We start from the raw sequence: 25,994 nt of genomic DNA, 5'->3' as shown, positions 1-25,994 counted from the left end.
TCATGCTGCCGTAGAGTCGTCGGGGAAGTTGCCGGATGCCACGATGGAAGCATTGATCAGCAATCGGTTAATGCCTTCTTCCACCGCTGCCTGCGTAGCAGCAGGATCATGAGAGCCACGGGCATCAATGTTGTATTGGTGAGTTGTATTTCCTCCCCCGCTAGCCCCAGTGCCCTGGTTGCCAAGTATGGCCGGCACATAGTTGCGGGTTTCCTGCGGAGCACTTGCGAGCCAGTTATCACCATTTTCTCGAACACTCCGATCAACATTTCCCATTCCCCAATTATATGCGGCGAGAGCCTTACTCTGATCGCCTGAGTATCTGTGGATGAGGGCTGATAAATAAGCCCTACCAACTCGCTCATTTTCCTCGCGAGAATCATCACGAATTCCCTCTATCCCGAATCCTGGATTTTTCGCTGTGGCCGGCATTAGTTGTGCAACGCCGAACGCCCCTTTCTGCGACACGGCATTATGATTACCACCAGATTCCTGCCGGATTAGGCGCTGCCAGAGGCTGTCGCTGACTCCTGATGCAGATTCTAACCTATTCTCATTGGCACGAATCAGTGCCCGATCACCATCAGATGGTGAGCGTTTGGTTCCTTCGTCGTTAATTCCAGCCATTTTCCTGAATTCTGGGCTGAATTTAGACTGTACCCAATTCGAAAATTTATCTGCTAGGTCTCCACCAACAGACACTGGTGTTTTATGATCATCGATATAGTTAATGATTTCTGGTATTTGTTTGCCGTAGGCATCAACCCATGAGTTGATATTTCCTAACAGTCTATTAAAACTAGGAATGACGGACTGGCCAACGGTAGTGCCTAGCGTTTCGAGACTCTGTCGCGCCGTTTCGAGCTGCCGGTTAAACTCCTGAGAGTTGCGCACCTGTTCATCAGTTGTGATGTTCTGAGCATTCTCAATGCCACTGTCAATTGCCTGCGGGCCACGTGCCAGGAACTGGGCAATCTGCGGATTGAATAGGCCGAACTGTTGAGCCGCCTGTCGTTGCTCTGGTGTGCGCTCCTGATACTGTCGCGAAAATTCTTCAACAGCTTCCCTGTTACTGCCAGTACGCGTGATTGCCTGTGCATCGAAGCCTGACCGTGCCAGCGCCTGATAGTCAGGTGAATCTGGCGTCAGATGATTGCGCCAGTCAGATAGACGTGTGATGAAGCTATCGAGCGAACTGGTATCACCAATACCTGTCAGATTTCGGAATGCACTCTGTAGCCGTGATACCTGCTCGACACTTTCACCAGTGCGGATAGAAAGCTCGCTGATGCTCTGCGTTGCCTTGGCAGAGTTGATAGCGAAACCGCCGAGTATGCCCGTGACACCAGCGCCAATTGTGGCAATTCCCGCAATGGAACCAGTGAAGCGAGAGATAGCTCCGGTCAGAGATGAAATCTGCACATTGGCCTGATCGAATGAGCGGTTATCAACATTCATCCCAAGCCGAACAAGCAGTTCGTCAATCACTTCTGGCATTGTCACGACTCCTGATGAAATTGATTTCAGCCATGACGCGGTGCATTTCGTTCACGTCTTCTAGACTGTAGGTGCCATCGAGCATATGGCGATATTCGGCAAGGGGGGGGTCATTCGTGCATGGAAGCCAAAGAAACCAGTCAATGCCTTGGTTTAGCTCGTCGCTGCCTGATCGGCTTTGGTAGTACTTTGGCCGATCAGCTGCCAAAAAGGGCCGATGTTCTCCTTGATTACTTTGCCGACAAGGAGTGACCAGTGGTGAATGCCGTCAGAGAACAGGTTTTCACCTACTTCTACATTATCCGCTGAACGGAATACGTGGCCAGTCACCAGCAGCGACACAAGCTCATTGGCTTTGGATTCTTCAATTCCGTTGTAGGCGACGATTAGGCCGACATCGTTGGTCTCATCGTTGATATACTCGATGATTCCGGTCTGTGTGGCGATTCGTAGCGCGCGTGACTGATTTTTAGCGCTGGCGGTATCACCGTGGAAGCGCTCGCCATCAATTTCTATGTCAAATCGGCGTGACATGCTTTTCTCCAGGCAAAAATAAACCCGCCGAAGCGGGTTATTTGTTCAGTATTTTTCAGTTAGCCAATCCCAAGTATCTAGCACCTTTTGCCGATACGTGAGTATTTCCAGAGTTGGGTTACCTGCTCTGGATGCTCCAACAATATTCATGTAGCGGACATGTTCTCGCTGTGAATATTCAAAGAATACCTTATCGCTTTTAACAAAATTCGTTTGCACGTCGTTCCTGAACCTGATGCAGCTTTGCGATTGTGCACCATAACCGGATGACTCAGCAGACATAAGGCTAACCTCACAGTGTGAGGCTAGAGCATATGATGTGGCATAGCTCGGAAGAAGTCTTGTTATGGTGTTCAAGTATCCTTCATAGCTGTGATCTACAGCCTGATGTGCCGAACCATTGCTTTCTGTTTCTTTGCTTGGATTAGGAGCAAGCATTTTTTTCAATGCGTCATTGGCTCCTTCATATGCCGAACCAACACATGAGCTATCCGTGCAATATTCAGTGAACAACTTGATAATCATCCCGGATTTAACTTCTCCCGGATTTTTTAGATGTTTCGTTGCAGAATATTGATTAAAAAGCTGATCAAATGTCGTCCGAAGCCCGCCTAGCCTACTATCTTGACATGTTGCCTTGAAGAACCAGGGGTCAGCGTCTGAACACTCAAAGGCAATAGCTTGTGAACTGAGCAAAAGAATAATTAGCGGAATAAATCGTTTCATGGCATCACCTTGGTTAGATGACGCCATTATAACCGATCAGGTTTCCTCAGAGTCGTTAAATTCGAAGATCAACTGTTCGTCACTGATTGTTGACCGGCCTGCACGCTGTACCTGACCACGGCGAGTCATAACGCCGTCCCAACCTGCGAAATACTCATTAGCACCGGACTGGCGAAACGTGAATGAAGCATCACCGCCGGCTTTTTCAGCGGCCAGAATCTGGCGGACCTGAGGGGAACCCGGCATTAAGTTGATGGTCAGGCGTTTGGGACGCGTCATGTTATCTAGCCGTACGGCTGAACGACCAACGCCGCGCTTCAACGTTGCACGGTCTTCGAGGTCTTCAATCGTGATGGCGGGGTTAGACTCACCCCACTCATCAATGGTGATGCCGAACACGGTTAGATTCGCCCCAGCGGAGCCATACTGTCGAAGTGCCATTTTTTACTCCTTACTGGACGGTTACATCAATTTGCGCGGTATGACCGGCGCGGGCGAGAATGATGAGCATTGTTACCGTGGGAAATTCGCGGTTGCGACGCTGCGCGGTGGTGAGATTGTTTACCTCGGTGACATCAGTCAGCACGCGATATCCAAAATCGGCTGTTTCGGTGTCGCCGGTCTCGGGGTTGGTGTACTGACCTGCGCCAAGCACGCCATTGTCGTAGAACCGCTTGCCAACTTGTGATGCAGCATCAAGAAGCCCAGCAAAACCCAGCTCATCTAGCGCACGTTTGGTACCTCCGTTCGCTAGGTAGTTGTAACCATCGACTTGCAACTGGTTGCGCAGCACGTCGATATTCACAATGTCATCGATAAACTCGCCGTAACTAGACATCGATTTGGAGTTGATGACGCGGCTGTTATCGACCTCGCCCGCGGTTTCGATCTTGGTGACGAACACAACATTCTTGGCCTTCAGAGCGCTGTAGGCGGTCGGTGATAGGTCATCGCCACTAACCCCTGGCAACACCTGATATTCACCAGTAATGGCCGTGCGCGTGCCCTGCGGATTGAATTTGTTGAATGCTGCGGCGAGCTGAACCATCCAATACGCCTGAGATGGGTCATTAGCCACGCTGTCCGGGTCTTTGTACCCAACGAACACGTGCCGGTTACCCTTGTCCTTCAATATCGATGCAATATCATCGGTGGCGCTTGAAGAAATGGTGTCGGCACTGGTCAGAGTGATCCAGATAGGGTGATTGGTGGCGTCGGCCCAATCGGCCAGTCCGGTCACGGTATCAGCTGTAATATCACTGTTCTTGAAAAACGCGTGATAACGCCACCCTTTCTCAACCGACGCATTGGCCGCATCGATAGGCGATTGATCTTCTGCTTTCATGTAAACAGAAATGCCAGCAGGTTTCGGCGTGTTAGCAAACCAGCGCGTCGCGATGCGATAGATGTCGCTGTCGGTTCCGAAATCTTCGGCAACCTCATTCACGCCGGAATAATCACGAAGATCACCGGCATCAAACGTAACGTTATCAGCGAGATCGGAGGCATCGGCAAACACCATTGCAGTGCCAAAATTTGCATACCCTAGCCCCGAGGGCGTGAGCAGCACGTTAACGGGGATGATTTCATCAGCTGAGTAAGCCATTTTCTGCCTCTGCGAGTTGGCGATTGTCTTCGTCGAGTACACGTATCTGCCAGCCGTGAGCGCGAAGCACGCCGTAGGTGGTCGATACGTCAATCCACATGGATACGTCTGCCTGATAGCGCTGCTGTACGCCGGCATTCATGATATTGGTTAGTTTTCTGGCCTCGCTGACATCTCGCCAGCCAATGCCGTATTGATTCAGGAGTGCATAAACATCACTGCGACGGTCAGCATTCATTAGCGATAGCGCGGCGTCATTGGCACCACGATTGAAGAAGTTGCACGACAAATTTATCTGTACCGATGAAATAACCGCCTCCTCCCAATCGGTCCATGGCTCAATTTCAGGGTTTACGTCCTCTATTGGCCCATCTGACTCTTTGCGCTCTCGCCTGACGCCACCAACGGCCTTCACGGGCACGATCAGATACGTTGCGTAGACGTCTAGCCCGCCGGGCGGTGCGCGCCCTTGATCGGCTAAAATAACGCGCTCAAGAGGAATTTCGGTAGCGGTTGAGATGATGCGCTGCATGGCCGGATTAAGGTCATCGATATACATCAGTCAGCACCTCGGTACCGCTCAACGATGACACGACAGAAATTACGCCAAGGGCGGTTGTCACAGCTCATGACACGCCACTTTTGCTGTTTGATGCCATCGTTGAATTGGAGTAGCTGGGCGAATTTTCCGGTATCGTCTGGCTGTAGGTATGTCACGCCATCGTTAATATGAACAACGCGAGAATCATGAGGGTTTGCGGTGCCACCCATGCCAATGAGGAATTGAATATCCTTCCAGTTCGACGGCTGCACGTTGTAGTAGGTGACCTCTGTCACACTGTCTTCGCCGTCCTCCCATGTTCCGCCCGGCCCCGTGTACCCACCTTCTCCCGGCGTAATAACCCTCAATCCACCAGGCACGCGTGATCGGAGCGCGCCATTGACGTGCCCTATTCGGTTGAGTGCCATTACTATTCCTCGATTTTGTGAGTAATGCTCTGCCAGAGTTGGCCAGTGTCGATAAGCGGCGTGTCAGAGCCTTTTTTATTGATAGTTGACTGAGCGTTAGCCGGCGCTATACCCGCCTGAATAGCTTCACGCGACACGCCTACAGCATCATTCCCCAAAAACTCCATGAAATCGTGCATCGTCATTTCTCCGCGAGCCACGCGGGGCATTAGTGCCACGAAAACACGGCGGAAACGATCAGAGCCGTTTTGTAGAGGTATCCGAAGGAATGAGCGCTCAGGAATGCGGCCATCGGCTGAGCCAAACTCTTGCACAGCTCCTATCACGGCCAATGGAACGGTTTTCCCGTCATAGTTGCCCTCAGTGCCACGCGGCAACCCTACCAATACGCCTCGGTTCTTTTTGAACCGGTTGGCATATCGAGTGATGCGCCTGTTGATCCTGTCTCGGATACGCGAACCGCTGTTATGCATTGTGACTGTTGGTTTCACGTCACACCATCCATGCGCCAGCAGTAGCGCGGTTTCGTAGCCGGATAAACTCAATTCCGTAGGGGGTCAGGTTCAGTGTTCCATTATTTGCCTGATCCTCTGTGGTGACAGCCGGAACACCATAGCTGATTGACTCATCACCCACGCTCTCGGATGTCGTGGGATACATGAATGCGGCCGACGCAACGCCATCGCCGCCTTTAGCGCTCGCGATCTGAGTGCTGCGGAAAGCAAGCCAGTGCGCAGCCCACGAAAACATGCCGCGCTTCTTGAGAGAGTGCCGAACGCGCTTGGAGTGGTATTTACCCCATGCGGACCCTGTCTCAACATCGGCGTCTTCTAATGCGGCTACCACCATAGGGCGCGGGAACGATTCCTCATCATCAAATTCGGGATAGGTCTTTAGGAATTCGTTGATAACATCGTCGGTAATATCCAGAGGCTTGTAGCCGCGCGGGAGCGACCGAACATCTGGCGTCCAAAATCCACGCATAAAACCTCCGGGTATCAAAAAGCCGCCTCAGTGGGCGGCTTAATCTTTGTCATCTTTTGGCGGCGAATAACCTATGTCGATATTTCTCATGTACTCGTCAAGGTGCCCGCCTGTGAATGCACGATACCTAGCATCATGCACGAACCGTCTGCCCATGCTGCCCCATATGTCTCTGGGGTCAGCCATCATGTCAGACGGTCGATAACTGCGCTCATGCTCGAAAATGACGTTGCCATTATCGTCACTGAGCTGAAATTTCAGAGTCGCCTTTTTCATATGATCCAAACAGATGGGGCCGGAGCCCCATCATAATGCATCAGACGCCGTCCATGTACTGTGCGGCAGCAGGAATACGCCACTCAGTGCCACCGGTACGAGTCAGTGCCGCTACGCGGAAATTCACGTTGTCAGCGGTAGCCGGTTGCATAAACTGCAATGGCATCACGTCGTGCCCCTTAACTACGCGAATATCTTCCTTGTAGCAGATTATACGGCGAGCATTATCTGCGCCTGCGGTTTCGAGATAGATGTCATCATCGAATTCGCAATCGTCGAAATTCTCGCGCAGGAACTGCAGGAATGTGTAGTTAGAGCCGTTCTGCGGGTTGATAAGCGTCTGTCGAAGCACCTGCATCACAGAAGGAGGCAGCAAGAACGTGGTCGGACGGTGAACTGTTTTGGTATTTTCAACGTAAACCTGATTGTACAGGCCGCCAAACAGTTTAAGAACGCCCTGGGTATTGCCCGCTTCAATCAATTCGTCCAGCTTTCCACCCGCAGCAGTAACGCCAACATTGGGAGAGGTATATAGGCCCTCGCCGATGTTTTTATCGCCCAGCAGGTAAATTTGATTGAGACCCTGCTCGGTAATATCACGAACAGCCGTCGCACGTTCGCTGTCGAGATTCACGTTGTTGAGATACGCGTAATTGATCTCCTCCAGGGAGTACGTGTAACCCAGTGCCGCAGTTTTAATCTCGTGCCAACCCTGGCTCATCGCAATGTCTGCGGTCGGGATGTCGGTCGAGTTAGGGCCAAGAATTTTCAGTTCCCCGCGAGCATCAACTGCCGAGAACTGTACAATTTTCGTCCAATCAGGTGCCGACGTATCCAGCGGCAACCGAGTCAGGTATTTAAACTGAGGGTACTCAATGCGGTAGACCTCAGATTCCAGATATGCACCCTGCTCCACTAGGAATGCGAGCGCACCCTGCGGATTGGCATCAAATGACTGTCGAGCCATATTTATTTACTCCCTATAATTAGCTGCCGCTAGCAGGCTGAGCGCCTACGTCACTAGCGGAGATGCTGATGTCTTTTGTGCCGTCAAAACTTTTGCCAGCGATTTTGCGAGCGTTAGCCAATTTGGTAGCTGATGCTGCTGTTCCGTCGACATCTAGTTTTTTGTTGAGCGCATCCTGCAGACCAGATACATCATTCACCGACACCGATTGAGAGCTGGAAGTCGCTTCAATATGCAGCAGTGCATCAAGCTGAATTTCGCCAATCTGGCCGGCCTCAACGTCCTCCACCCAATGAACCTGGTTTAGCTCTACACCCTCACCATCAGGGCCGGTCAGGCGGCCGATGTCGTCGCCGGTGTTAATGACCTTCACAGTGTCGCCAGCACTAGCGCCATCAACAGAAAGCACATAGACACGACCACGACGCAGCACTGAAACGTGCTGACCGGGCGCATAGTTAATGTCGTAGTCAGTGTTACCAGAAGCGTTGCCGTAGGGATTATTGACGGATGGCTGGGCGAGTGAGCGAACAGCAACACCGATCACATCAGCAGCGGTAGCGTTGGCATCGAATGCCTCACAGCTGCGCTGGTCACCATCGCCACGGATAACAACACGGCCGAATGCGATACCGTTGTCGCCGTCGTTGCGCCGCGAGAGAACGTCATTAACGTCGATAGTGGACTGCATGCCCTCATATCCGACGCCGCGCAGCTTGTTAAAGTTACTCTGGGCAATAGCCATTATTTTTTCTCCTTACGCGCGTGGCGTTTCTGCATCCATTCATTACGGACGGCATCGCGTGTGGCCTGTGCGCCTTTGGGCTTAGAGTCCTTTAGCGCCAAACCTAGACGGCGGTGAGAATCTTTGGCCTCTTTTTCTGACCATTCCTCATCGTCGTCCTCAGTTTCTTCGGCTGACTCCTCCATGGCATCGAAATACGCGTGGATATAGCCGTCGGGCGCTTTGTCCCACGAGCCGTGCTTGCGGCATTTGATTCCTGCTGAGTCGAGAGCGGCGCGCTTAATCTCAACCGACCTTTTCGAGTCGCAAACGAAATCCTTGCCAGCGATCTTGCGAGCACTGTCCATCGCCTCACCGGCTGCGGCTTCTTCGAGCTGCTCTTCCAGTTCCTCGACCTTACAAGCGGCTTCTTCCGCCTTGGCTTCGGCGGCATCGGCCTTTGCCTCGGCTGCTTCCTGTGCTGCCTCGGCAGACTCGGCCTGCTCCTCAGCGTCTTTCACGCGCTTCTTGAGGCTGTCGATGCTGTTTTGGATGCGAATCTGAGCGGCTTCGTCACCAACGGTGACTTTCTCGCCCGAATCGAGAATCACTTGATGCATGTGACCTTCCTTTTTCGTGTCAAAAATTCGAGCGAGTGAGCCCGCTCTTGCGGTATCGCACAGCGCAACATGATTGACTTTGATGTCACGCTGTTCGAATTCGTACGGCGTCCCGTCATCGGTAACGCCCTGCGTGGGGATGTATTCGGCGGTATAGCCGACCGATAGCTCGGCCTTACCGCTGTTAATGGCGTCGATAGCGTTCTGAGACTTGAATAGCAGGTCTGAGCAGACCCAATCGCCGTCTTGACGCCCTTCGCTAATGACTGAGCCAACAGAAACATCTTGATAGGTACTTGCATCGACCATTCGGTCAGGGTGCTCGACTGTGATGTCGCAGTTGTCGTAGCTAGCCAGCGATTCTGGTTTGAAAACCTCATCAGGCGACCGGTAAACATTCACCAACTCAGATGGCGAGCGATCATTCAGCCCCAGCTCTGAGGCCATGTACTGCTGAATACCTGTGCGCGCTACCCGCCCTGGAACTTTCAGGTATCCGTTGTCGAGATATTCGCGCTTTGATGAGACCGGAACCGTCGAGCGATCCGTTAGTGTGATGCGCATCGGATTTCCTCTAGGCAATAAAAAACCGCCTCGGCGGGCGGTTGATTAGGCTGATTTTGGAAGTGATAGCGTTAGCTGTAGTTGGTTTCGCCAGAAGTCTACTTGGCTTTCAAGCGCTGGCCTTTTCCACTTATTGGCACAAAGTCGTCGTCCTGCATCGCTGGCGTCGGCAATTTGCTCATCAAGACGAATGCAAGCCTGCTCAAAGTGATGCATGGCATTAATCTCTCCGCGCAGGAGAGTATCAATCTGCATGTCACACCACACTGCAAAATCATCGTCCAGCCATCGAGCGAATGAAACAGCAAGTTTTGGGTGCAGCCATGTTCCAGCCTGATGGCCGCCTCGGCTTGTCTTGACTAACCCAAAGTCCGATTTTCGGACATTGCTCACACCCAGCGCTCTAGCCAAAGCAGCTATATAGCTTTTGGTCCTTGGTAGCTCCAGCCACTTGACTGGCTTCTTACCAAACCTCTTGGCTACGTCAGTTGCATTGATCCATCCGTCCAGATTGAACCGAACCGCTTGGCCTTCATACGGGAAATTAATGATATTACTCATAGTGTCGTTTCCTTATGGTGATGAGCCTGCTGTTCACACGGGTTGATGGCAGCCCAAAGAGAGCACGACATTACTGCCGACCCCAGTAGACCCATCCCGTAAGGCTCTTTGGATTGCGTCGTGTGAATGACGCGCATGAAAAAGCCCGCACTAGGCGGGCTATAGGTGTGTTACCAGGCGTTTCGGTAACGCTTATTCATCATCGTAATCCACTCCTGGTATCAACACGCGTTGAACGCATCGGCAGTTGATGTGAGCGCGACCGGGGAATAGTCCAGATTCGCCGTTGTAGCGAGCACCGTCATTGAGTGAGTACACGCCAGCGCCCATGCCAATATCTTGCTTTGCGATTTCGTAGCACTTGATGCTGGCATTGGGGTATCTACCCGCAGGATTTCCGGATACTCGCTGATCCTGTGCAGTCATCCACTTAAACCGCGTTGCCCCGATTTGCTGGGCGCGCTTGCGGCTTATGTCGCTGTTGACCTTAGCTAACTGATCGCGAGCTATCAGTTTTGCCCTGCTCTCGCTAGCGCCGGTGCGTTCAACGATGTTTTTGCGTAGTTGCGTGGATGTTTGCCCCGTTCTAACGGCCTCCATTACCAGTCGCTCTATATCTCCGAAATAATCTTCGGATAACGACCTGATCAGTCCGACGTTTTCCATCACAGCCGCATCTAACTCGTTCTGAATGCCACTACGGTTAATGATGGCCGACATATCGACGCCAACGGCATGGTTCACTGATTCCACAAAATCACGATCAGTTTCAGCTGCGGCGCGTGAGATAGTCGATTCAGCCAATCTGTCGATTTGTTTGCCGAACAGCCCGCTAATAAACCGTGAGGCTATGTTCCGAATGACACCGCCTATTTCTCGGATTCCGGCATCTTGCGTGAGACCGTCGCCAATCGTCCGATTATCGATAAGGGGCAACACCTCATAGGCAACCGATTGCGCCATCATTCGGACGTAATCGATTAGCTCATTTGAGTATCGCCGCTCGTTACGCCGGCTGACCGCTATCGCCCTAGTCCTCCTCGGGCGGCCCCTGCTCTTCGCTCTCTGATTCGCCTCCGCCAAAGATTGAAGCGGCGTCAGGGAGTCGACTTCCCCCTTCAAACTCTGCTTGCTCATCTTGTTCAAGACGCTCGATGTCGTCATCGCCAATGGCATATTGAGCTTGCTCCTTGAGTTTTCTAGCAACCTGAGAGCGACGCACGACACCTTGGGCGATTCGCATTTCGTCCGCTTGGGCGTTTGCTAGGTTCTGCTGAGCGACTTCGTTTTCTGAAGGCTGGGAGAGCGGATTAAACTCAAAGTTGAGGTCTTCTGGATAGCTGCCTAGGGCTGACCGCACGAGCACCTGATTTATCTGTTCGATTACGGGGCGGTAGTCATTTTCCTGCCTAGAGCGAATGCTGTCGTAGTAGTTAGTGGTGTCGCCCTGACCGGTGTCGCCCATGCCCTTGGACTGAACGCCAAACAGTCGTGTCATCGGCTGTCGAGCTGCGCCCGCCGTCCACTCCATCATCGTTGACAGCACTTCACCGAGGCCGCCGAACGATGCGCCTTTGCGCTCGTATGTTTCTTCGCCAGAAAGCAGCGCAATGCGGAACATTGATTTCATCATTCCGAATAGGCGGTAACGCTCACCCATCTCAACGTCGCTATCACCAGCAGCTAACGCGCTTTTCAGCGATTCGTTAGTAATGACGTCAACGTTGGCTTCTTGAATCAATTTAGCGATACCGCCCTTGGCAGCGACGGCATCGTTGAGGTCTTCCATGCAGCGGCGTAGCTGTGAGTCATCCCATCCGCCGTTGAGCTGACGTAAACGCATCGGCAATTGAGCGCCGGGGGCACGCACAAAGTGGCTGCTGTGAATCAGCATCGTGCCGCCGTACACCAAGTAATATTCCGGGTGCATGAAATTGTCAGCGAGAATGTCGGTGTAGTTAAACTCGCTGCCAGTGATGTACATCCGGTCGAGCGGGAGTAGCTTCTTAAGAGAACCCTTCTTGATCCTATTGACGTTGAGCGGTCTATCTAACGGCTGGTCGGTGACCATCAGGATGCCAGCGCCGCCATACAGCCCTGACCATTTGAATGCGCCCTGTATGACCGCTTGCAGCTTCATCTGGCGAGCGTGTTTATCAATATCACTCGCCGAATCATGGTTATATGACAGCCATTCGCGAGTGGCATCCTCAACAGGGTTGTCGATAACTGCGCGTGCGATCCAGTTTTCGCTATACGCAGCTTCGAGCTGATACCAGTCGTTATAGATGTTTCCAAACTGCCAGAAAGACGCCTGGCGCTGGTCTCTATTAGTTCCCATGCCCGACAGCATGTTAGCCAGGCCATCGGTCGTGCTGACTCGAAAGCGCGGCTTCGTGTTATCAGCCATAGTTACACCCATGAGGAGAAAGGAGAATTATCGTTTTCCACTAGCTCGTTCGCTATCGCGTCCATGATCGTATCCACTACATCATCGTTCGCATGAGAATCATCCGCGGCGAAATCGCTAAATTCCGTGGTAGCTGTCATGACCCAATTGGTTTTCGCTGCAACCCGTCCGTCGCAGTAGTTAACCTGCTCGATTGGATGGCCGTTGGCATCGTGTGTGGCCGGCATGAATACCTGGCCAGATTTGATTTGCGGAACACTGTTGAGCGCTCGAACCAGTTTGTTCTGACCGGCACCGCGAGGTATCTCATTGACCGGCACGTGCACATGTTCAGGATCGCCACGAAGCCGCCTTTTCTTTAGCGTGGTGATCAGCCCCTGACCGGCCTGCTTATCCTCAATAGACATATAGCGCAGTGGTTCGGGTCGCTTCTTGTTGACTACAGACCATCGTTTCCACAGATCGCGAGCAGTTTTTAGCAGGTCGGCGGGATCCCATCTCCCGCGTACAACGTCAATTACATACAGATAACCATCATCACGGCCAACGCCCACCAGGGTGAACACGGTGTAGTCGTTGTAATCCTCGACCTTGCCGCTGTTTGTATCGACGTACACGGCGCGATGAGACAGTGGCGGTAACTCCGTATAGGTTTGGAACCAGTCGGAATCGAATACGCCACCTGTGAGCGCCTGCGGACGTTGCATGTACTGCGACATGAACGTGTAGTTATCGCGATCCCAAAACCTGATCAGGTCGTCAATGTCTTCCTTGCCCGGCCAGTAACTCCAATAGCGGGTGCCGTTAACCACCCTGCTGGGCGAATCCTTGACGCACTCCCAGCACATTTCACGAATGCCGTCAGGCAATGACGCGATGTACTGCTCATCGATCAGTGCAGGAATGTTCACATGGTCGAAATCGAGGCCCATTCCACCGCGCAATGCAAACCCGCTGGCATCATCGGTGTGCAGTCGCTGCTGAACGATAATGACGGGCGTCGTCGGCAGAGCACGGCGTGAGCGAATAGTGCTGTTTAGAATCTCGTTCGATTTATCACGCCTAACATTCGACAGCATGTCGATCGGCTTCTGAGGGTCATCGAGCATGATATGCCCGGTGTACTTGCCCTCTTCCATGAAGCCTGCGCGGGCACCAGTCACTGGGCCAGACAGAGAGCGCGCAAACGCTTGGAATTGAACCTTGCCGCGCTCATTCAGTATCGTGAAGTTGTCGACCGACTGCCGGCCCCATAGGCACGGCCATAGCTCACTGAATTCTTGACTAGAAAACAGCGCCTTAACGCGGTTAGCGTGCTCTTGCACAAGTGGTTGCGAGAATGAGGCAGTCAGGATGCGAACGCGGTCGAAATTAACCCGCGCTAGTGCCGGCATGAATATGCACCAGAATTCCGATTTGGTGCTGCCGGGCGGCTGATTTACGACTAGGTTTGTAGTCTGCCCAGTTATGACCTCAAGGAATTTTCGAGCAACATACGCGTGATGCCAGTTAGGTATGAATCGCTGCCCCTGATCTAAACGGAACCACTGCCGCAGGAATGTATTGTCGGTAATCAGCTCTTCGGCGCAGTCCAATTGGTGCTTGAGCGCCTCAGCCTGAATCTTCATCGCTAGTTTTGCCCGTTGTGGCATATCATCCCAATCGACCATCAACGAAACTCCTTCGCCAGCGCCTCCATGTCAGCCTTGCTCATATCCTGAATTTTGATTGGGCCGCCACCCTCACCAGTTAGCTCTGATTTGCTCTGTTCGCGGAATGCCTGGACGGAAATATGTTTTCCGATCAGCTCAATGTTCTTTACCTTGTCGGGGAATTTGAGCTTGCGAACAATCGTCTCAACGTCACCGCTCATTAATTCCTGCAGGTCAATTCCCGAAATAGATGTGCGCCATGCCTTTGGCCAACTATGGACAGCGAGCATGTTGCCGTTGACATCGAGGATGTCGGCAACATCGAGTTGATCTATTTCAACCAGCCGATTTAGCACATACTGAGAGTCGATATGCGCCTTATTTGCTCGCTCATCCATGGCCTCTTGGATCACGCTCTGAATGTCAACATTTGTCAATAGTCTCTGGCCTTGAGAGCGCGCCGTTTTCTCACTGTAGCCAGCCCGTATTGCCGCCTGAGTTGCATTCAGGTCTTTCAGGTATTCATCAACGAACGCCGACTGCTTAGGAGTCAGCGCCCCTTTAGCAGTGGTCGCCATTTCTATCACCTATTTTCTGATTTCTTCGAGAGCCGATCCATCATGGTGGCCGTCTCCGTCATCGAGATCACCTACCCACTTACCTCTAACAAAGACGCATATTCCGCAGGGGTGAAATTGATCTACTTCTACCTCACCTAACCGACACCCGTAGTAACTAGCAATCTCTAAACGATCATGCAGAAAATCATCGCGATCCTCTCTAGCACCCCATTGCCGACGGATCAGAGATTCATGATTATTAACCTTCATGGCAATATTCTTTGTTCCTGCAGGACGACGAATGCTCATTTAACGGTAAATTTATTAGCAATATTGGAATTTTATTGCTCAATATCCGTCGTCTTCGTCATAAAGCCCATCGTTTTCATCACGCATCACTGCTTCTCCAATATTCGTCTGATTGCCGCCCTGTCTGCGTCAGCACGCTCTATCACTCCCGCCTGCTGCAATATGCAGTCGCCTAGATTAGCGTTTGAGTGAAATAGGCAGTTGGGCCGATCAAGCGGCTGCGTTAGCTCAGCGGGTATCTGTACCTGAGGTGCTGGAATCGTCTTGTACACCGGTTGCGGCGCGCAAGCTGCGAGCGACAGCATCAGGTACACGCTGAGTAGCCCAATCACGATCGCTATCCAGTGCCTGCCTGTAAGCGCTGCGGTTTGCGTCGGCACGCCTCTGTTGGGTTGCCAGTTGGTCGCTGCGTGCATTGAGTGATTCCACGAGAGTGTTGTTGCGGGCGTTGAGAGTGGCGTTAGCAGTAGCGAGAGTGTCGTTAGCTTGTTCCGCTGTGTCAGCCCTATATTTTTGTTGCTGAGAAGTGCGCTGCCACTCCGCTGCTAAGCCTCGGTAGTGCCAACATCCGTATGCGAGTGTCGCAATTAGCACGATCAGGGGGCCATAGAAGTATTTGCTCATTGCTCGACCCCGAAGCTGCATACAGCTGCCTCCAATTCCCGGCGTGTTACCAGGCCTTTAAGTTTCACGCCCTTCGAGTAGACCCAGTCACGGAGAGCGTCGCAGGCACCTGAGTAATCCTCGCTGTTCAACCGCTTAAGCAGCGTTGACTGCTTGAAATTGCCTTGGCCTACGTTAAACACGAAGTCGTCCAGTGCTCCCCGCTGGTAGGCATTCATCGGCACCGTGACATACCGTTGGACAGCGCGATCAGCAACAGCCAAATCCTGATCAAGGAGCGTCTGGCACTCTTCGCGCGAGTACGTCTTGCGAGGGTCGATGTCTGCACCGGTGTGCCCGTAACAGACCGTCAACGTGCCGGTGGGATCGCTGTAGGGGCGAGATTCATACCCCTCGAAGGTGGTGGCAAGCAGGGCTGCGATACCGATCGCGCCGCTCCCGGCAGCTGCGATCAGTTTTTGTCGCAGCGTTCCGGGGACGCGCATAGGTTAATCCTCTGTTTTGCCGCTCGGTAGCGGCGGCATTTTCCCGTTTCGCAGAGCCGCTTTAAGGGCCTGACGATACGCCTGTGAATTTCGCCATTTGAACCAAAGGCCGCCTATACAAGTAGCGGCGCCGAACAGAATGCCGATAACGATCGACGCGGTATTCAAATCTATGTGTCCAAGCCAACTGAACATCCCTCCGCACGCGAGGGCGCCGGACGTGCAGTAGCTCGCTGCGGTAGAAATCTTCTCAGGCATAACGGTCATATCGGCTGGACTCCCAGCTGTTAGAGGGTGGCGACGCTTCGCAGCGTGGCCTAAACAGAGAAAACCCAGCGCGAGGGCTGGGTTTGATATTAATTCATTGGTGTCTGCTCGTTTGTCGCGCATGAAACGCGGAGTATGAGACACAAACAGAAAAGCCCCGCACTAGGCGAGGCTTGGTATAGGTGGCTTCGATGATAGGGGAACAGGGACCGTCATCGCAGCCTGTCCACTGGGTTTGGGGCAATGCGGCTGATAGATGCCGATGCGCTTAGTGCCAGATGAACTATGCTTTGGCTCAGTATGTAATTCACGCCAGCATAGAAATATAATACCATCATGACTTAATCAGTCAAACGCTTAGTGCCATTAATATCTCGACTTTGGCCTGGTGAGCACAATTCTTTAATTGCTTAATATCTTTAAACGACACCTTCGCAATCTTCTCCGGCTTCATTCCTAGCAAGCGGCAATATTGGTTCACGCAAGGCAGAATTTCTTCATACTCACGGCACCAAACGTCCCTGATCGAATCGTTAGCCGCGTCATACCGATTGGGAAGCCGCTTCCTGCGAGAAATCAACAATGCCGCCATGCGCCGTGGCGGCAGAGATTCCAATATTCTATGCGCCCAATCGTGATCGCTCTCGGAGCGGATGCCCTTTTCGTATGCGGTCGCCATCTGATCGCCCTTCACTCCCCCGCCAACTGGCTGGCCGATAAGCTCGGTGGGTGAAATGCTAGACCATCCGCGCCCACGCTCCATACCATCTTCTCGGTATTGAAGATCAAGGTCGATAATCCTCTCGACAAGCTGAGAGCGCGCCTCATCTGCGTATCTAGTTTCGCCGTACGCATACCGCTTTACCTCATGAAGAGGCATGCGCGAAAAGTCGAGCACTTCCGGCTCTTTAGGAATAGCACTCATGCCTGCACCTCCGGAACTTTCGGTAGCGGCATCCAATGGGAAACATGCTGACCAGACGAGCAAGCATTTCCTTCCATTGCGAAATACTTTTCCTGGTTACCGCTTTCTGGGACTAGATGCGCCATTACAATAAGACCGGTTTTCGATACGGTAAGAACGCGCCGGTAAAACTCGGGAAGCTCATCCTTAATCGCAATCCAATCACTCATGCGGCTTCTCCTTTACTCATCAACTGGCGACCGTATTCAGCGATGCACAGCGCATCAGCCATACCGTCATGCGGTTTTTGTTTGCGCCCAGGGGCTAGATCAAGGTCTGGGAATGCTCGGCTTACAAAGGCTATGGCGGCGTTCTTGTCTTTTGCTGTGCCTGCCAGAACCTTCTTCTTCCAAGCCTGCGGGGTAACCAATCTGTAGGGAATGCAGTTCGCCTCAAGCACTCCCAGCACCTTCCCGTAGCTCATTCCGAAATTGAACATGCTGGTGACCCCCTGACCGGGCATAGCGCCAACTTTCTCGACCATCACCAGATCGGGCCGCAAGCTCACCAGAAGCTCGCAAATTGATTTGCCATCCACTTCCTTGCCCATCAGGGGCATCGGCTCTGCATGAGCGTTCTTGCCGTCTATGGCTGCGATAGCGCCTGACTTGCCTATATCTATGCCAACGATCATTTAACACTCACCTTCCCGTAGATAAGCCGGTTTACGAACCTTGGAATACACGGCACGAACAAGTAACCAAGAAGGTTAAAGCGCCATGACGGCTTGCAATTTGAATCTTGATATTCTTTGAAATATTCGTACTGATGAGATCCTATCCGCACACCGATGAATCCCCATTTAAAAGAGGTGAGATTCAATACAGGGCCGTGAAGCATATCGATCCTATGTACTGCCCATTTATAAATCCCAAGGGCTATGTAGTAGCCGAAGAACAAAGCTATTGAGGTCAAGGTGATCAGCCCAACTAACCAAATAAATAAATTCACGCCACCCCCTTGATCTTCATCAGCCCTTCTTCAATCCACTGTTGCTGTGTTTCTGCCAGTGCCCTCGTGATGTCTCGCCAATCAATCTCTGCGCCTTTTGTGCGTGAGTCGAGCCGGTCATGGCATGAGCAGCAGGCATAGACAGCAAGATTATCTGGGCTCTTCATCCCCATTCCGCCCACACCTGTCGGTAAATGCGCCAGCACTGTGGTCTCAGGATTGTGATTGCAGCCCGGCAGCCGCAGCGTGCAGTTTTTGCCGCGCGCAGAGTTGCGTAGCGCCTTGCTGATGATTCTCATAAGGTGGCCTCTCGATATTGTTCATAAGATTGAAGCGCTCTCTCTGACCACCTCACGCCCTTCTCGCTACCAAACCAGTAAATGAATTCGATCAGCTCCGAAAACTGCTTTTTCTTCATCTTGCTAGTGCGCCGTCCGAGAATGACGAAGCCGCCATCAATTCCGGCAGCTACGCGCTGATGCTTATCTAGGCCAGCAGTAAGAATGTCCTTCCAGTCTTCGCGCGTCAGGTAATCGAGACGGCCGTTAATCGGCCATTGAACCTGTCGAGCAATGTCAGAAAGCATCGGCCACAACTTGGCGTTTTGATCGAGTGATCTATTTTCTCGCCCTAGCGTCAAAACCACGGGACCAGCCCGAAGACCCTTGATTACCATCTCCTCGATATTTCCGAACATTCCGTATGCACGCTGTTCATCACTGATCAGATATGAGAGCCCCTTGCTCATGACGCCACCTGCAAATATCCAGAGTCTCCCCACAGCGACCAATCGCTATATCCCAATTCAACCGACCTGCGAGCCTTATTCTTTCTCTGCTCAGCTTCGTATGCCTGCCGCCCTTTCTCCCATCCTCTAGCCCACGCGTCGTATAACTCATCGGGAATGTCTTTTACTGCATCGCACTCGCGCCCATTGATACCGGCGTCGTATCCCAGCGCCTGATACGTTTTTTTCCGATTGATCAGTTTTTTCCTGATTCCAGAGCAGTTTTGTTTTGGATGTGCGGTCGCCATCACACGATGGGGATTTTCGCTATAACCTCTCTCGACCACTAATAAATTGCCATCGCCATCTTGCTCAATGACATGAATGTCGCCGGTGCGGTCTGCTAGACGCTGAGCCTCTTTTAACGCGTTTTTGGGGGTATCAATTTTTTTCACACCAGCCTCCTAACCAACAATTGACCGCCCATCCTTTTAATCTCTACGCCTAATCCTCTCTCGCGCACCTTATGTACAGCGTCGATAATTAGGCTGTCGCTAGGACGTTTTTCCGTAATAGGGGCAAGCTGTTCCCTGATCGAATCAGCTGATATAGGCATTCCGCTCATCGGCATCATATGCGGTAGACGGGCAGCTATTTCTGTTGCATTGCAGTAGTCGTATTTCATGCCGCTGCCCTCACTAGCCACACGTAGCTATCCTCAGTGGCCACACGATTCGCTAGCACCAGCCCCATCAGCTCAGAAATGATTTCGTCGTTCGTGTGGTGGCGATACGCGTTTGCGTTGACGACCTCAGCAAGCTCATTGATATGAGCGGATTCGTAGGTGCCTAGGTGGATTAGGATGATGTTTTGAATGATGCTCATTGCTGGCTCCCCGCTAGCTGTTCCGCTTGCGCCAGAAGCTGCCTACGACGCTTCGCTTCTTGTTCAATTTGTTCGCGTTTTTCTTGCGCCTTTGCTTCGTCGTTAGAAGTGACAATGTCGCGCAGCATCCCTATAATTTTTCTAACCGACGCTTTGCTTTCCTCTGTCTCAACGGCTTTTTTGGGAGGCTCGATCAGGTTTTCAGCGTGGTGCTGGGGCAGAAGTCCCTTACGCACTCCTTCGTCTAGCACCGATTGCCTGCGTGCGGGGTCGTTTCCAAGACTGGCCTGCCACTTAGGGGAACGGTTGCTTGATTTAGCCGTGTCGACTAGGCGGGCGTATTTCTCGATGAACGCCATTCGAGCGCCAACCTTGTCGCCACCATCCAGAATCGGACGTGCCGCACCCATCGCCTCGGCAATCTCATCGGTCCAGATAACAGTGTCGTTTTCGTCCTGAGCCGATAGAGCGATGGCCCATGCCTCGTTAGGTGACGGGAAGGCGTTCGCGCTAGGCATGCGCTCAAGGATCGCCTGCAGTGATAGCTTTCCCTTCAGTTCGGCACGGCAGCGAGATAGCGCGTTGCTCACTTCGCTAGCTTCGTACTGGCGCAAATCCTTGACCATTAGCCGCACAGCTTGGGGCTTCAGTTCGTGGCCCAGAATTTCAGCGGTTGCGTAGATCGTGTCGGCACACTGGTTGCACTGCTCGGCGTTCATTGCCAGCCCTCCGCCTCGGCATCCATCGCCAGCAGACGCTTGGTTTCGGCAGCAGCGTCGGCATTGGTCTGCGTTGAGTCGAGCTGTCGCGCTTTCGATGCAGTCATGCCCTGACCGGTGCGGGCCTGAGTAGCCAGTGATTCGCAGTCATTCAGCATGGGGCCTACGGCGTGCCCCTTGGTGACGTAAAACTGGTTGTTAGACCGGACGTAGTACGCTGCCACCGCCGGAGCTAGATCAGCACCAACGCGGTCAACAAGATTCGAGAACTGTCCAGCAACCTTTGCGTTCCAGAGCGGCCAGACGCTATACCGGTTTCGATAACACATGGCGTAGTTAGCCCATGAGCGATAGGTTTTCGCCGATTCGGCTTTGGGGCCGGGCATGTCGTCGGGAATATCAACCCGTGGTTTGGCAGACTGAAACTCAACTACGTTTGACCCAGCGACCGGGGCGTTAGCCTCGGGGGCAGTCTTGTTATTCTCAGTACTTGTTAATTCTTCAGTACTTGTTAACCCCTCAATACTTGTTAGTGGCGGATTTGCCGTATGCGGGTAATCCGTATCCGGCTGATCCGTATCCGGTGAATCCACCACATCCGGATTTTCCGTATATGGTGTTTCTGAAATGGTGTAATCGGTTTTGCCAAACTCTCCCTTTTCCCCACGACCACGTGAACGCCGAAGGTATCCCGCATCCTCAAGCTCGCCCAAAATCGAATACACAGCATCACGGCCAGACTTGCGGCTGCTTCCCTGTGTTTCTTTGATTAAGTGAGAAATGGATATAGACCAGTTGTCTGGCTTGCCCAGAAGGAATACAAGCATTCCTCTAGCGCCCCATGAAAGGCGCTTGTCTTCGCTGATATCCTTGTCCAGCAGATAGAAATTGCTGTCAGGACGAGCAGCACGTTTGATGGTCATGCAGCGCTCCCAATCATGTAGCCGTAGGAGTTCGCCAGATAGTCGATGCCGTCGCTGGTGACTCGCGTTTGTGTGAATGCATGGCCGTTAGCCTCACCGGTTTTTACAGTGAAGCGGCCAGCGTTGTGATGTTTCTGGTGAGGGAGCAAATTTCCTGACTGGCGATACAACAGCTTGTCGTCGATCAGCTGCTGGATGAATTGCTTTTCAGGAATGCGCAGAATCTTGGCCGTCTCACGCAGGCTCTTGCTGTTACCGGCCTTTACATAACGGTCAACAAACTCGACAGCAGGTTTCGCAGCCTGTGCTTCGGCAATTGCCTTCATCTCAGATTCTTTGGCATCAGCCCATGCGCGAGCTGCCTCTACCGGATTGGAGAAATCAGGCAGTGATGGCGATGATGATTTTGTTTCAAGCTCAATCCATCGATTAATGACAGAAGCCCTGCGCTTAACGTCATATCCAGTCACAAGGATTTCAGTGTTGTAGCGGTCTAGGAGAAATTCAGCGGTGTAACCTCGTGAATCCTTGACCTCGGAGACATGACGCAGATTTGCGTCATCCCCTAGCTGTTCAAACATTGAGCGAATGTCACGAATCACGTCTCCATGACGTTTACCGAGAAGATCTGCTATCTCACGGCTACTCATTACCGTTTGCGTTTCTGTGCTAACTTGATTCATACTTCACTTACCCCTTGAAAGCCTCGGCCCGACCTCCACAGTCGCCGGGGTTTTGGTTTATGTAGGGTGCCGACCTATGCCCTGTGCTATCGTTTTGTTTCCACACTCAACGACCACAGGAGGTCGGCATGACAATTTCATTGTCTTCAGAAGACGAACAGTTCTCGAAAGAGCTTCTCCTTGCTCTAGTTAGCTCGCCACAATCAAAAGAGATAATTGATGGTCGAGTCGATATAGAACCAATCGTCAGAGGAGCCATGCTCACTCATGAGCTAATACGTGAATTTGTTCACAAATGGCGCATCGACAACAAATCCTGATCAAATTCGATAAATTCCCCTTTTGATGCCGTCTAGGATTTTCTCCACGGCATCAATTGCCTCTTTCCTGCTTAGATGTTTTATTCCGATTACCGCTGGCTTACCCTCTTCTTTGAGCTGAAGAACAGCAGCTTTGTAGGCTTCCACACCCTCAGGGCTTGGATTGCTCGTTAGAATTTCCTTCGCCAGAACGTCAGCTGCCTTCGCAATTTCGGATAGACTTAGCGCTGATTTTGATATTTCACTCATTTCGCCTCCTATGCGGCTGTAGTGCCAAAAATGTCAGGCCGAAGCCCCTCGATGGTTAGCTCACCGCCGGTGGCGTCTTGCAGTGCCTTTGCGGTTTCTATGGACGGTCTCTTGTGACCTCCCGAAATCTGCCAAAAGTAACCAACCGTTACCCCTGCCCGTTGAGCAACATAGAGACGCTCTTCTTTGGTTTTTTGGTGCAACCAGCTCTTCATTTGCATAGACATCAAACTGTCCTCCTTTCGATAAAGTTTATCTGACAAGGAAACATAACGCAAAGAGATGTTTATTTGATAGGGAATTTCACCACAAGATAAAGATGGGTATCTTCTTTCCCATAAATTTATCTGAGGGGAACACATGGATATCCACCAAATTAGGCACGCCAACGCGATCAACCTGATTGAACAAAAGAAAAGGCAAAAAGACTCTGCTGAGGCATGGGGCGTCTCTGACTCATACATCGCGCAGATAAAGGGTGGAAAAATCATTGGCGATGTTTTGGCTAGACGTATCGAGGTGGCTGAGGGGAAAGAGCGCGGCTGGATGGACCACGACCACTCAGATAACAACCCATTTTTGCCGATTAAAATTGCAGATGACGAAAGTGGCGAAGACTATGCATTCATACCAATGCTTTCTGCCAAAGCTGCGGCGGGAGCAGGCTGCGACAATGAGAACGTCATCGAAAAATCTTCGTACGCATTCGGGCGAGAGTGGATGCGACAGAATCATTTGAAGGAAGAAAATCTGCAATTGATAACCGCCTGCGGCCAGAGCATGGAGCCTAATATCCAAGACGGCGACGCCCTTCTAATCGATCTTTCTCAAACCGATGTGTGCACCAACCGCGTGTACGCCATTCGCCGCCCCGACCATTCCATTAGCGTAAAGAGGCTGATTCAGCGCTTCAGCGGCAAGTGGTGGATTATTAGCGACAACGACAAGGTTGAGGATGAAGAAATAGGCGACCTGTCGGCCTTTCATTCACCGATCATAGGCCGAGTAGTGTGGCGCGGAGGGATGATGTGAGGGAGAACCTTCTTTGAAATTTATAGTCAACTGTATATACACAGAGTCGCAACTGAAATATAGTTGCAACCCTATCGGGAATCTGTCGAGGTAGAGGATGAGTGATAAGCGCCTGGACAGGTTGCTGCAAAAACCAAAGGATTTCTCATGGGATGAACTTGTATCGTTGTTGAGATCTCTTGGATACAGTCTTAGGAGCAAAAAAGGTGGCTCTTACAGACGATTTATCGATGATAGCAATAGGAAAATCCTTCTTCATGAACCTCATCCTCAAAAGGTTCTCAAGGCATACGCTATTGAACAGGTCATCGAAAATCTCAAGGAGCATGGGAAGATATGAGCTCAAAAGTGCTGAAATACAAAGGTTATCAAGGGTCAGTTGAAGTATCTCTTGATGACGGAATTATGTTTGGAAAAGTTCTCCATATAACAGATCTTGTAAGCTATGAAGGATCAACAGTCTCGGAGCTCAAACAGGCTTTTGAAAGCCAATTGGATGCTTATCTTGAGTTCTGCCAGGAGGAGGGAATTGATCCTGACAAACCATACAGCGGAACCTTTAATGTTCGTGTCCCTCCCGAAATTCATGAGGCTGCAGCAAAAGCTTCATCACGCGAAGGGATAAGCTTAAATGATTATGTGTTTAGATCCCTGAAACGATGTATTGACCATCCAGATGAGCAGCTAGCCGTTTCTCATACTCACGTTCATAAGCATATCGTGGAGAAGGATGCAGACTACTCAACCTCGATGTATATTGAAGAATTGGTAAGAAATTCAGGCGGATACAGCATCATAGGAACTAGAGCGACTGTCCAATGAGTACAGCAAATTTTTCTTTGACAGATTTTCACTTTGATAAAATAAATGCCTCTATTCCGGAAGAAAATAACCCTGGAGACGATCATCACAACTTCAAGCTGGAAATATCCATGCGGATCAAGGATCCAGATGAGGAAGAGGCCTCAGGGTTTTGGGCAAACATCATTGTTTCTCTTGAAACTGTAGGAGATCAGAAAGATGACGTTAAATCTGTGATAAAAGTAGTTGGAGCTGGCCGCTTTCAATTCGACAAGAACGTGGATGCTTATAAGATCACAGATCCGCTCGAAAGAGCGTATGCCGTCAATCTGCTTTATACATCTATGCGCCCCATGTTGAATAGCATTGGACACGGCTTAGGACTAAGTGGCCTTAACTTCCCTTTCGCCTTGCCTAGCGATGTCGCCCAGGCCCACCCCCCCCAAAGATGATAAGGTTCAACATCAGAAGTAACACTTTCCTTCTTCCCCAACCCGCCCAACGAGGCGGGTTTTCTTTTGCCTGCCTCACACCGCCCCGCTTAACCTCACCTGATGCCGCCCCTCTCGGGCGGTATTTTTTGGTCTAAAAATTCTAGGCCAGCTCGAAATATTTCCTTAACAGAGAAACTTTTTTCGCCAAGCCTCTTTACAGAACTTTATCTGTTGGATAAAGTCTACCCATCGCATCAACACAGCGACTGCTCTCTAACAATAAGGATGGTTCCCAGCTACCTAAAAGCTGGCGGTCGATGACCAGTGTTATCGAACGAGCGCATGTCCCCTGCCAGCGTCAGCCGTCCAGTAGACGGATTTGCATGGGGTATCAGTCAAAGCGTGGCAGTGATGATTGGTAAAGCGGAGCAGTTAGCCGTGTGAGCCGTAGAGCGAGGCTCAGATGCGCAGAAAAGAATATCTGCCCATTGGTTAGCCAGTGGGCATCGAGATGGGTTAGGTCGGCTGTTGGGCATACCCGGCGGAAGCGCACCGGCCTAGCCTATCTCGATGACAATAGGAGGAAAAAATGAACGTACTTGTAGTGTTTCAATTATTACCTGAAGAAACCCATCAGTATTTGATTCGAAACGTTAGTAACGACTCTGCAAACGATCTGAAGCAAATTCATGGAAAATATGTTAACTGCGACGACTTCACCGAATATCAGCAGTTAACTTGGGACGGCCTTAACTCTGGCATCGAAAATTCGGGCAAGGAACGAAATATCGAGGATGTAACCGATACTCCGGTAGAAAATCCCGACTTGGTGATTGTAACTGGAATTGTACTGTAAGACGCCGCCCCATCAGGGCGTTATCTGGTGGGAATCGGGATAAGCAGAACCGGTTACGTCGCTATGACTGATAGATATTTATTAGTCTGTGATTAGCAAGTTCGACTCTTGGCTG

At 51.5% G+C, this 25,994-nt stretch carries 38 protein-coding genes; 6 read left to right on the top strand and 32 right to left on the bottom strand.

From position 1 onward, the window contains the following. From R84865_RS10280 to R84865_RS10135, 30 genes are all read right to left on the bottom strand, one after another. Positions 1–1,497 carry a lytic transglycosylase domain-containing protein gene (locus R84865_RS10280; RefSeq protein ID WP_435639608.1) on the bottom strand — a complete coding sequence of 499 codons (1,497 nt, stop codon included), beginning with the start codon at positions 1,495–1,497 and terminating at the stop codon, positions 1–3. 153 nt (positions 1,498–1,650) lie between these two features. Further along, positions 1,651–2,031: a hypothetical protein gene (locus R84865_RS10275; RefSeq protein ID WP_435639607.1), complete on the bottom strand. Its 381-nt coding sequence runs from the start codon at positions 2,029–2,031 to the stop codon at positions 1,651–1,653. Between the two features lie 45 nt (positions 2,032–2,076). Then, on the bottom strand, positions 2,077–2,757 hold the full coding sequence (locus R84865_RS10270; RefSeq protein ID WP_435639606.1) for a hypothetical protein: 681 nt from the start codon (positions 2,755–2,757) through the stop codon (positions 2,077–2,079). 36 nt (positions 2,758–2,793) lie between these two features. Next, positions 2,794–3,198, bottom strand: coding sequence for a hypothetical protein (locus R84865_RS10265; protein ID WP_435639605.1), 405 nt, complete (start codon positions 3,196–3,198; stop codon positions 2,794–2,796). Between the two features lie 10 nt (positions 3,199–3,208). Then, the gene (locus R84865_RS10260) at positions 3,209–4,363 is read right to left on the bottom strand and encodes a DUF3383 family protein (RefSeq protein ID WP_435638302.1); all 1,155 of its coding nucleotides are present in this window, start codon (positions 4,361–4,363) and stop codon (positions 3,209–3,211) included. Next, on the bottom strand, positions 4,347–4,922 hold the full coding sequence (locus tag R84865_RS10255) for a phage neck terminator protein (RefSeq protein WP_435639604.1): 576 nt from the start codon (positions 4,920–4,922) through the stop codon (positions 4,347–4,349). Before R84865_RS10255 ends, R84865_RS10260 begins: the two co-directional genes overlap by 17 nt. Continuing rightward, a complete protein-coding gene (locus R84865_RS10250) occupies positions 4,922–5,332 on the bottom strand; it encodes a hypothetical protein (protein ID WP_435639603.1) in 411 nt (136 codons plus the stop codon). The genes R84865_RS10255 and R84865_RS10250 overlap by 1 nt, the downstream gene beginning before the upstream one ends. Positions 5,333–5,334: 2 nt before the next feature. After that, entirely contained in the window at positions 5,335–5,823 is a 489-nt protein-coding gene (locus R84865_RS10245; RefSeq protein ID WP_435639602.1) for a hypothetical protein, read from the bottom strand. A 1-nt stretch (position 5,824) separates the two neighbouring features. Beyond that, a complete protein-coding gene (locus R84865_RS10240; protein ID WP_435639601.1) occupies positions 5,825–6,316 on the bottom strand; it encodes a DUF4054 domain-containing protein in 492 nt (163 codons plus the stop codon). Positions 6,317–6,632: 316 nt separating this feature from the next. Continuing rightward, entirely contained in the window at positions 6,633–7,559 is a 927-nt protein-coding gene (locus R84865_RS10235) for a major capsid family protein (RefSeq protein ID WP_435639600.1), read from the bottom strand. Between the two features lie 19 nt (positions 7,560–7,578). Beyond that, positions 7,579–8,304, bottom strand: a complete 726-nt coding sequence (locus R84865_RS10230) for a structural cement protein Gp24 (RefSeq protein WP_435639599.1) — start codon at positions 8,302–8,304, stop codon at positions 7,579–7,581. Then, complete coding sequence (locus R84865_RS10225; protein ID WP_435639598.1) at positions 8,304–9,467, bottom strand: DUF2213 domain-containing protein; 1,164 nt, start codon at positions 9,465–9,467, stop codon at positions 8,304–8,306. The genes R84865_RS10230 and R84865_RS10225 overlap by 1 nt, the downstream gene beginning before the upstream one ends. Before the next feature lie 45 nt (positions 9,468–9,512). After that, positions 9,513–10,028: a KilA-N domain-containing protein gene (locus tag R84865_RS10220; RefSeq protein ID WP_435639597.1), complete on the bottom strand. Its 516-nt coding sequence runs from the start codon at positions 10,026–10,028 to the stop codon at positions 9,513–9,515. A 192-nt stretch (positions 10,029–10,220) separates the two neighbouring features. Beyond that, entirely contained in the window at positions 10,221–10,994 is a 774-nt protein-coding gene (locus R84865_RS10215; RefSeq protein WP_435639596.1) for a phage minor head protein, read from the bottom strand. 64 nt (positions 10,995–11,058) lie between these two features. After that, positions 11,059–12,438: a DUF1073 domain-containing protein gene (locus tag R84865_RS10210; RefSeq protein ID WP_435638293.1), complete on the bottom strand. Its 1,380-nt coding sequence runs from the start codon at positions 12,436–12,438 to the stop codon at positions 11,059–11,061. A gap of 2 nt (positions 12,439–12,440) precedes the next feature. Further along, entirely contained in the window at positions 12,441–13,832 is a 1,392-nt protein-coding gene (terL, locus tag R84865_RS10205) for a phage terminase large subunit (RefSeq protein ID WP_435639595.1), read from the bottom strand. A 275-nt stretch (positions 13,833–14,107) separates the two neighbouring features. Further along, positions 14,108–14,668: a terminase small subunit gene (locus R84865_RS10200; RefSeq protein ID WP_435638291.1), complete on the bottom strand. Its 561-nt coding sequence runs from the start codon at positions 14,666–14,668 to the stop codon at positions 14,108–14,110. 911 nt (positions 14,669–15,579) lie between these two features. Next, complete coding sequence (locus R84865_RS10195) at positions 15,580–16,068, bottom strand: lysozyme (protein ID WP_435639594.1); 489 nt, start codon at positions 16,066–16,068, stop codon at positions 15,580–15,582. A gap of 3 nt (positions 16,069–16,071) precedes the next feature. Continuing rightward, positions 16,072–16,326: a phage holin gene (locus R84865_RS10190; protein ID WP_435639665.1), complete on the bottom strand. Its 255-nt coding sequence runs from the start codon at positions 16,324–16,326 to the stop codon at positions 16,072–16,074. A 358-nt stretch (positions 16,327–16,684) separates the two neighbouring features. Further along, positions 16,685–17,260 (bottom strand): hypothetical protein, encoded by a 576-nt coding sequence (locus tag R84865_RS10185; protein WP_435639593.1) that lies wholly within the window; start codon positions 17,258–17,260, stop codon positions 16,685–16,687. Beyond that, positions 17,257–17,469: a DUF551 domain-containing protein gene (locus R84865_RS10180; protein ID WP_435639592.1), complete on the bottom strand. Its 213-nt coding sequence runs from the start codon at positions 17,467–17,469 to the stop codon at positions 17,257–17,259. The genes R84865_RS10185 and R84865_RS10180 overlap by 4 nt, the downstream gene beginning before the upstream one ends. Continuing rightward, positions 17,466–17,933 carry a RuvC family protein gene (locus R84865_RS10175; protein ID WP_435639591.1) on the bottom strand — a complete coding sequence of 156 codons (468 nt, stop codon included), beginning with the start codon at positions 17,931–17,933 and terminating at the stop codon, positions 17,466–17,468. Before R84865_RS10175 ends, R84865_RS10180 begins: the two co-directional genes overlap by 4 nt. A gap of 313 nt (positions 17,934–18,246) precedes the next feature. Then, positions 18,247–18,549, bottom strand: a complete 303-nt coding sequence (locus tag R84865_RS10170) for a nuclease domain-containing protein (RefSeq protein ID WP_435631479.1) — start codon at positions 18,547–18,549, stop codon at positions 18,247–18,249. Continuing rightward, positions 18,546–18,998, bottom strand: a complete 453-nt coding sequence (locus tag R84865_RS10165; RefSeq protein ID WP_435639590.1) for a recombination protein NinB — start codon at positions 18,996–18,998, stop codon at positions 18,546–18,548. Before R84865_RS10165 ends, R84865_RS10170 begins: the two co-directional genes overlap by 4 nt. Further along, positions 18,995–19,432: a hypothetical protein gene (locus R84865_RS10160; RefSeq protein ID WP_435639589.1), complete on the bottom strand. Its 438-nt coding sequence runs from the start codon at positions 19,430–19,432 to the stop codon at positions 18,995–18,997. The genes R84865_RS10165 and R84865_RS10160 overlap by 4 nt, the downstream gene beginning before the upstream one ends. Next, positions 19,429–19,662: a hypothetical protein gene (locus R84865_RS10155; RefSeq protein ID WP_435639588.1), complete on the bottom strand. Its 234-nt coding sequence runs from the start codon at positions 19,660–19,662 to the stop codon at positions 19,429–19,431. The genes R84865_RS10160 and R84865_RS10155 overlap by 4 nt, the downstream gene beginning before the upstream one ends. After that, positions 19,659–19,862, bottom strand: a complete 204-nt coding sequence (locus R84865_RS10150; protein WP_435639587.1) for a hypothetical protein — start codon at positions 19,860–19,862, stop codon at positions 19,659–19,661. Before R84865_RS10150 ends, R84865_RS10155 begins: the two co-directional genes overlap by 4 nt. Continuing rightward, complete coding sequence (locus R84865_RS10145) at positions 19,859–20,581, bottom strand: hypothetical protein (RefSeq protein WP_435639586.1); 723 nt, start codon at positions 20,579–20,581, stop codon at positions 19,859–19,861. Before R84865_RS10145 ends, R84865_RS10150 begins: the two co-directional genes overlap by 4 nt. Beyond that, positions 20,578–21,504, bottom strand: coding sequence for a hypothetical protein (locus R84865_RS10140; protein ID WP_435639585.1), 927 nt, complete (start codon positions 21,502–21,504; stop codon positions 20,578–20,580). The genes R84865_RS10145 and R84865_RS10140 overlap by 4 nt, the downstream gene beginning before the upstream one ends. Further along, positions 21,501–22,187: a phage antirepressor KilAC domain-containing protein gene (locus R84865_RS10135; protein WP_435639584.1), complete on the bottom strand. Its 687-nt coding sequence runs from the start codon at positions 22,185–22,187 to the stop codon at positions 21,501–21,503. The genes R84865_RS10140 and R84865_RS10135 overlap by 4 nt, the downstream gene beginning before the upstream one ends. A 128-nt stretch (positions 22,188–22,315) precedes the next feature. On the opposite strand from R84865_RS10135, the gene R84865_RS10130 reads away from it, so the two are divergent. Beyond that, the gene (locus R84865_RS10130) at positions 22,316–22,507 is read left to right on the top strand and encodes a hypothetical protein (RefSeq protein WP_435638497.1); all 192 of its coding nucleotides are present in this window, start codon (positions 22,316–22,318) and stop codon (positions 22,505–22,507) included. Here the strand turns inward: R84865_RS10130 and R84865_RS10125 are convergent, their stop codons facing one another. Both R84865_RS10125 and R84865_RS10120 read right to left on the bottom strand, forming a co-directional pair. Further along, positions 22,508–22,756 (bottom strand): hypothetical protein, encoded by a 249-nt coding sequence (locus R84865_RS10125; protein ID WP_435638496.1) that lies wholly within the window; start codon positions 22,754–22,756, stop codon positions 22,508–22,510. Positions 22,757–22,764: 8 nt separating this feature from the next. Next, positions 22,765–23,118 carry a hypothetical protein gene (locus R84865_RS10120; protein WP_435639583.1) on the bottom strand — a complete coding sequence of 118 codons (354 nt, stop codon included), beginning with the start codon at positions 23,116–23,118 and terminating at the stop codon, positions 22,765–22,767. Between R84865_RS10120 and R84865_RS10115 the strand changes: the two genes are divergently transcribed. From R84865_RS10115 to R84865_RS10095, 5 genes are all read left to right on the top strand, one after another. Next, positions 23,117–23,788, top strand: coding sequence for a S24 family peptidase (locus R84865_RS10115; RefSeq protein ID WP_435639582.1), 672 nt, complete (start codon positions 23,117–23,119; stop codon positions 23,786–23,788). The two genes, R84865_RS10120 and R84865_RS10115, sit on opposite strands and share 2 nt — an antisense overlap. Positions 23,789–23,885: 97 nt before the next feature. Then, positions 23,886–24,128 carry a type II toxin-antitoxin system HicA family toxin gene (locus R84865_RS10110; protein ID WP_435639581.1) on the top strand — a complete coding sequence of 81 codons (243 nt, stop codon included), beginning with the start codon at positions 23,886–23,888 and terminating at the stop codon, positions 24,126–24,128. Then, positions 24,125–24,610 (top strand): type II toxin-antitoxin system HicB family antitoxin, encoded by a 486-nt coding sequence (locus R84865_RS10105; protein ID WP_435639580.1) that lies wholly within the window; start codon positions 24,125–24,127, stop codon positions 24,608–24,610. The genes R84865_RS10110 and R84865_RS10105 overlap by 4 nt, the downstream gene beginning before the upstream one ends. Continuing rightward, positions 24,607–25,041 (top strand): hypothetical protein, encoded by a 435-nt coding sequence (locus R84865_RS10100; protein ID WP_435639579.1) that lies wholly within the window; start codon positions 24,607–24,609, stop codon positions 25,039–25,041. The genes R84865_RS10105 and R84865_RS10100 overlap by 4 nt, the downstream gene beginning before the upstream one ends. A 571-nt stretch (positions 25,042–25,612) precedes the next feature. After that, entirely contained in the window at positions 25,613–25,879 is a 267-nt protein-coding gene (locus R84865_RS10095; protein WP_435639578.1) for a hypothetical protein, read from the top strand. Positions 25,880–25,994: the final 115 nt, after the last annotated feature.

The organism is Carnimonas bestiolae (assembly GCF_051251145.1).
Taxonomy (GTDB): domain Bacteria; phylum Pseudomonadota; class Gammaproteobacteria; order Pseudomonadales; family Halomonadaceae; genus Carnimonas; species Carnimonas bestiolae.
The sequence above is the reverse complement of the archived record's forward strand: the minus strand, read 5'-3'. Positions and strand labels throughout refer to the sequence as shown.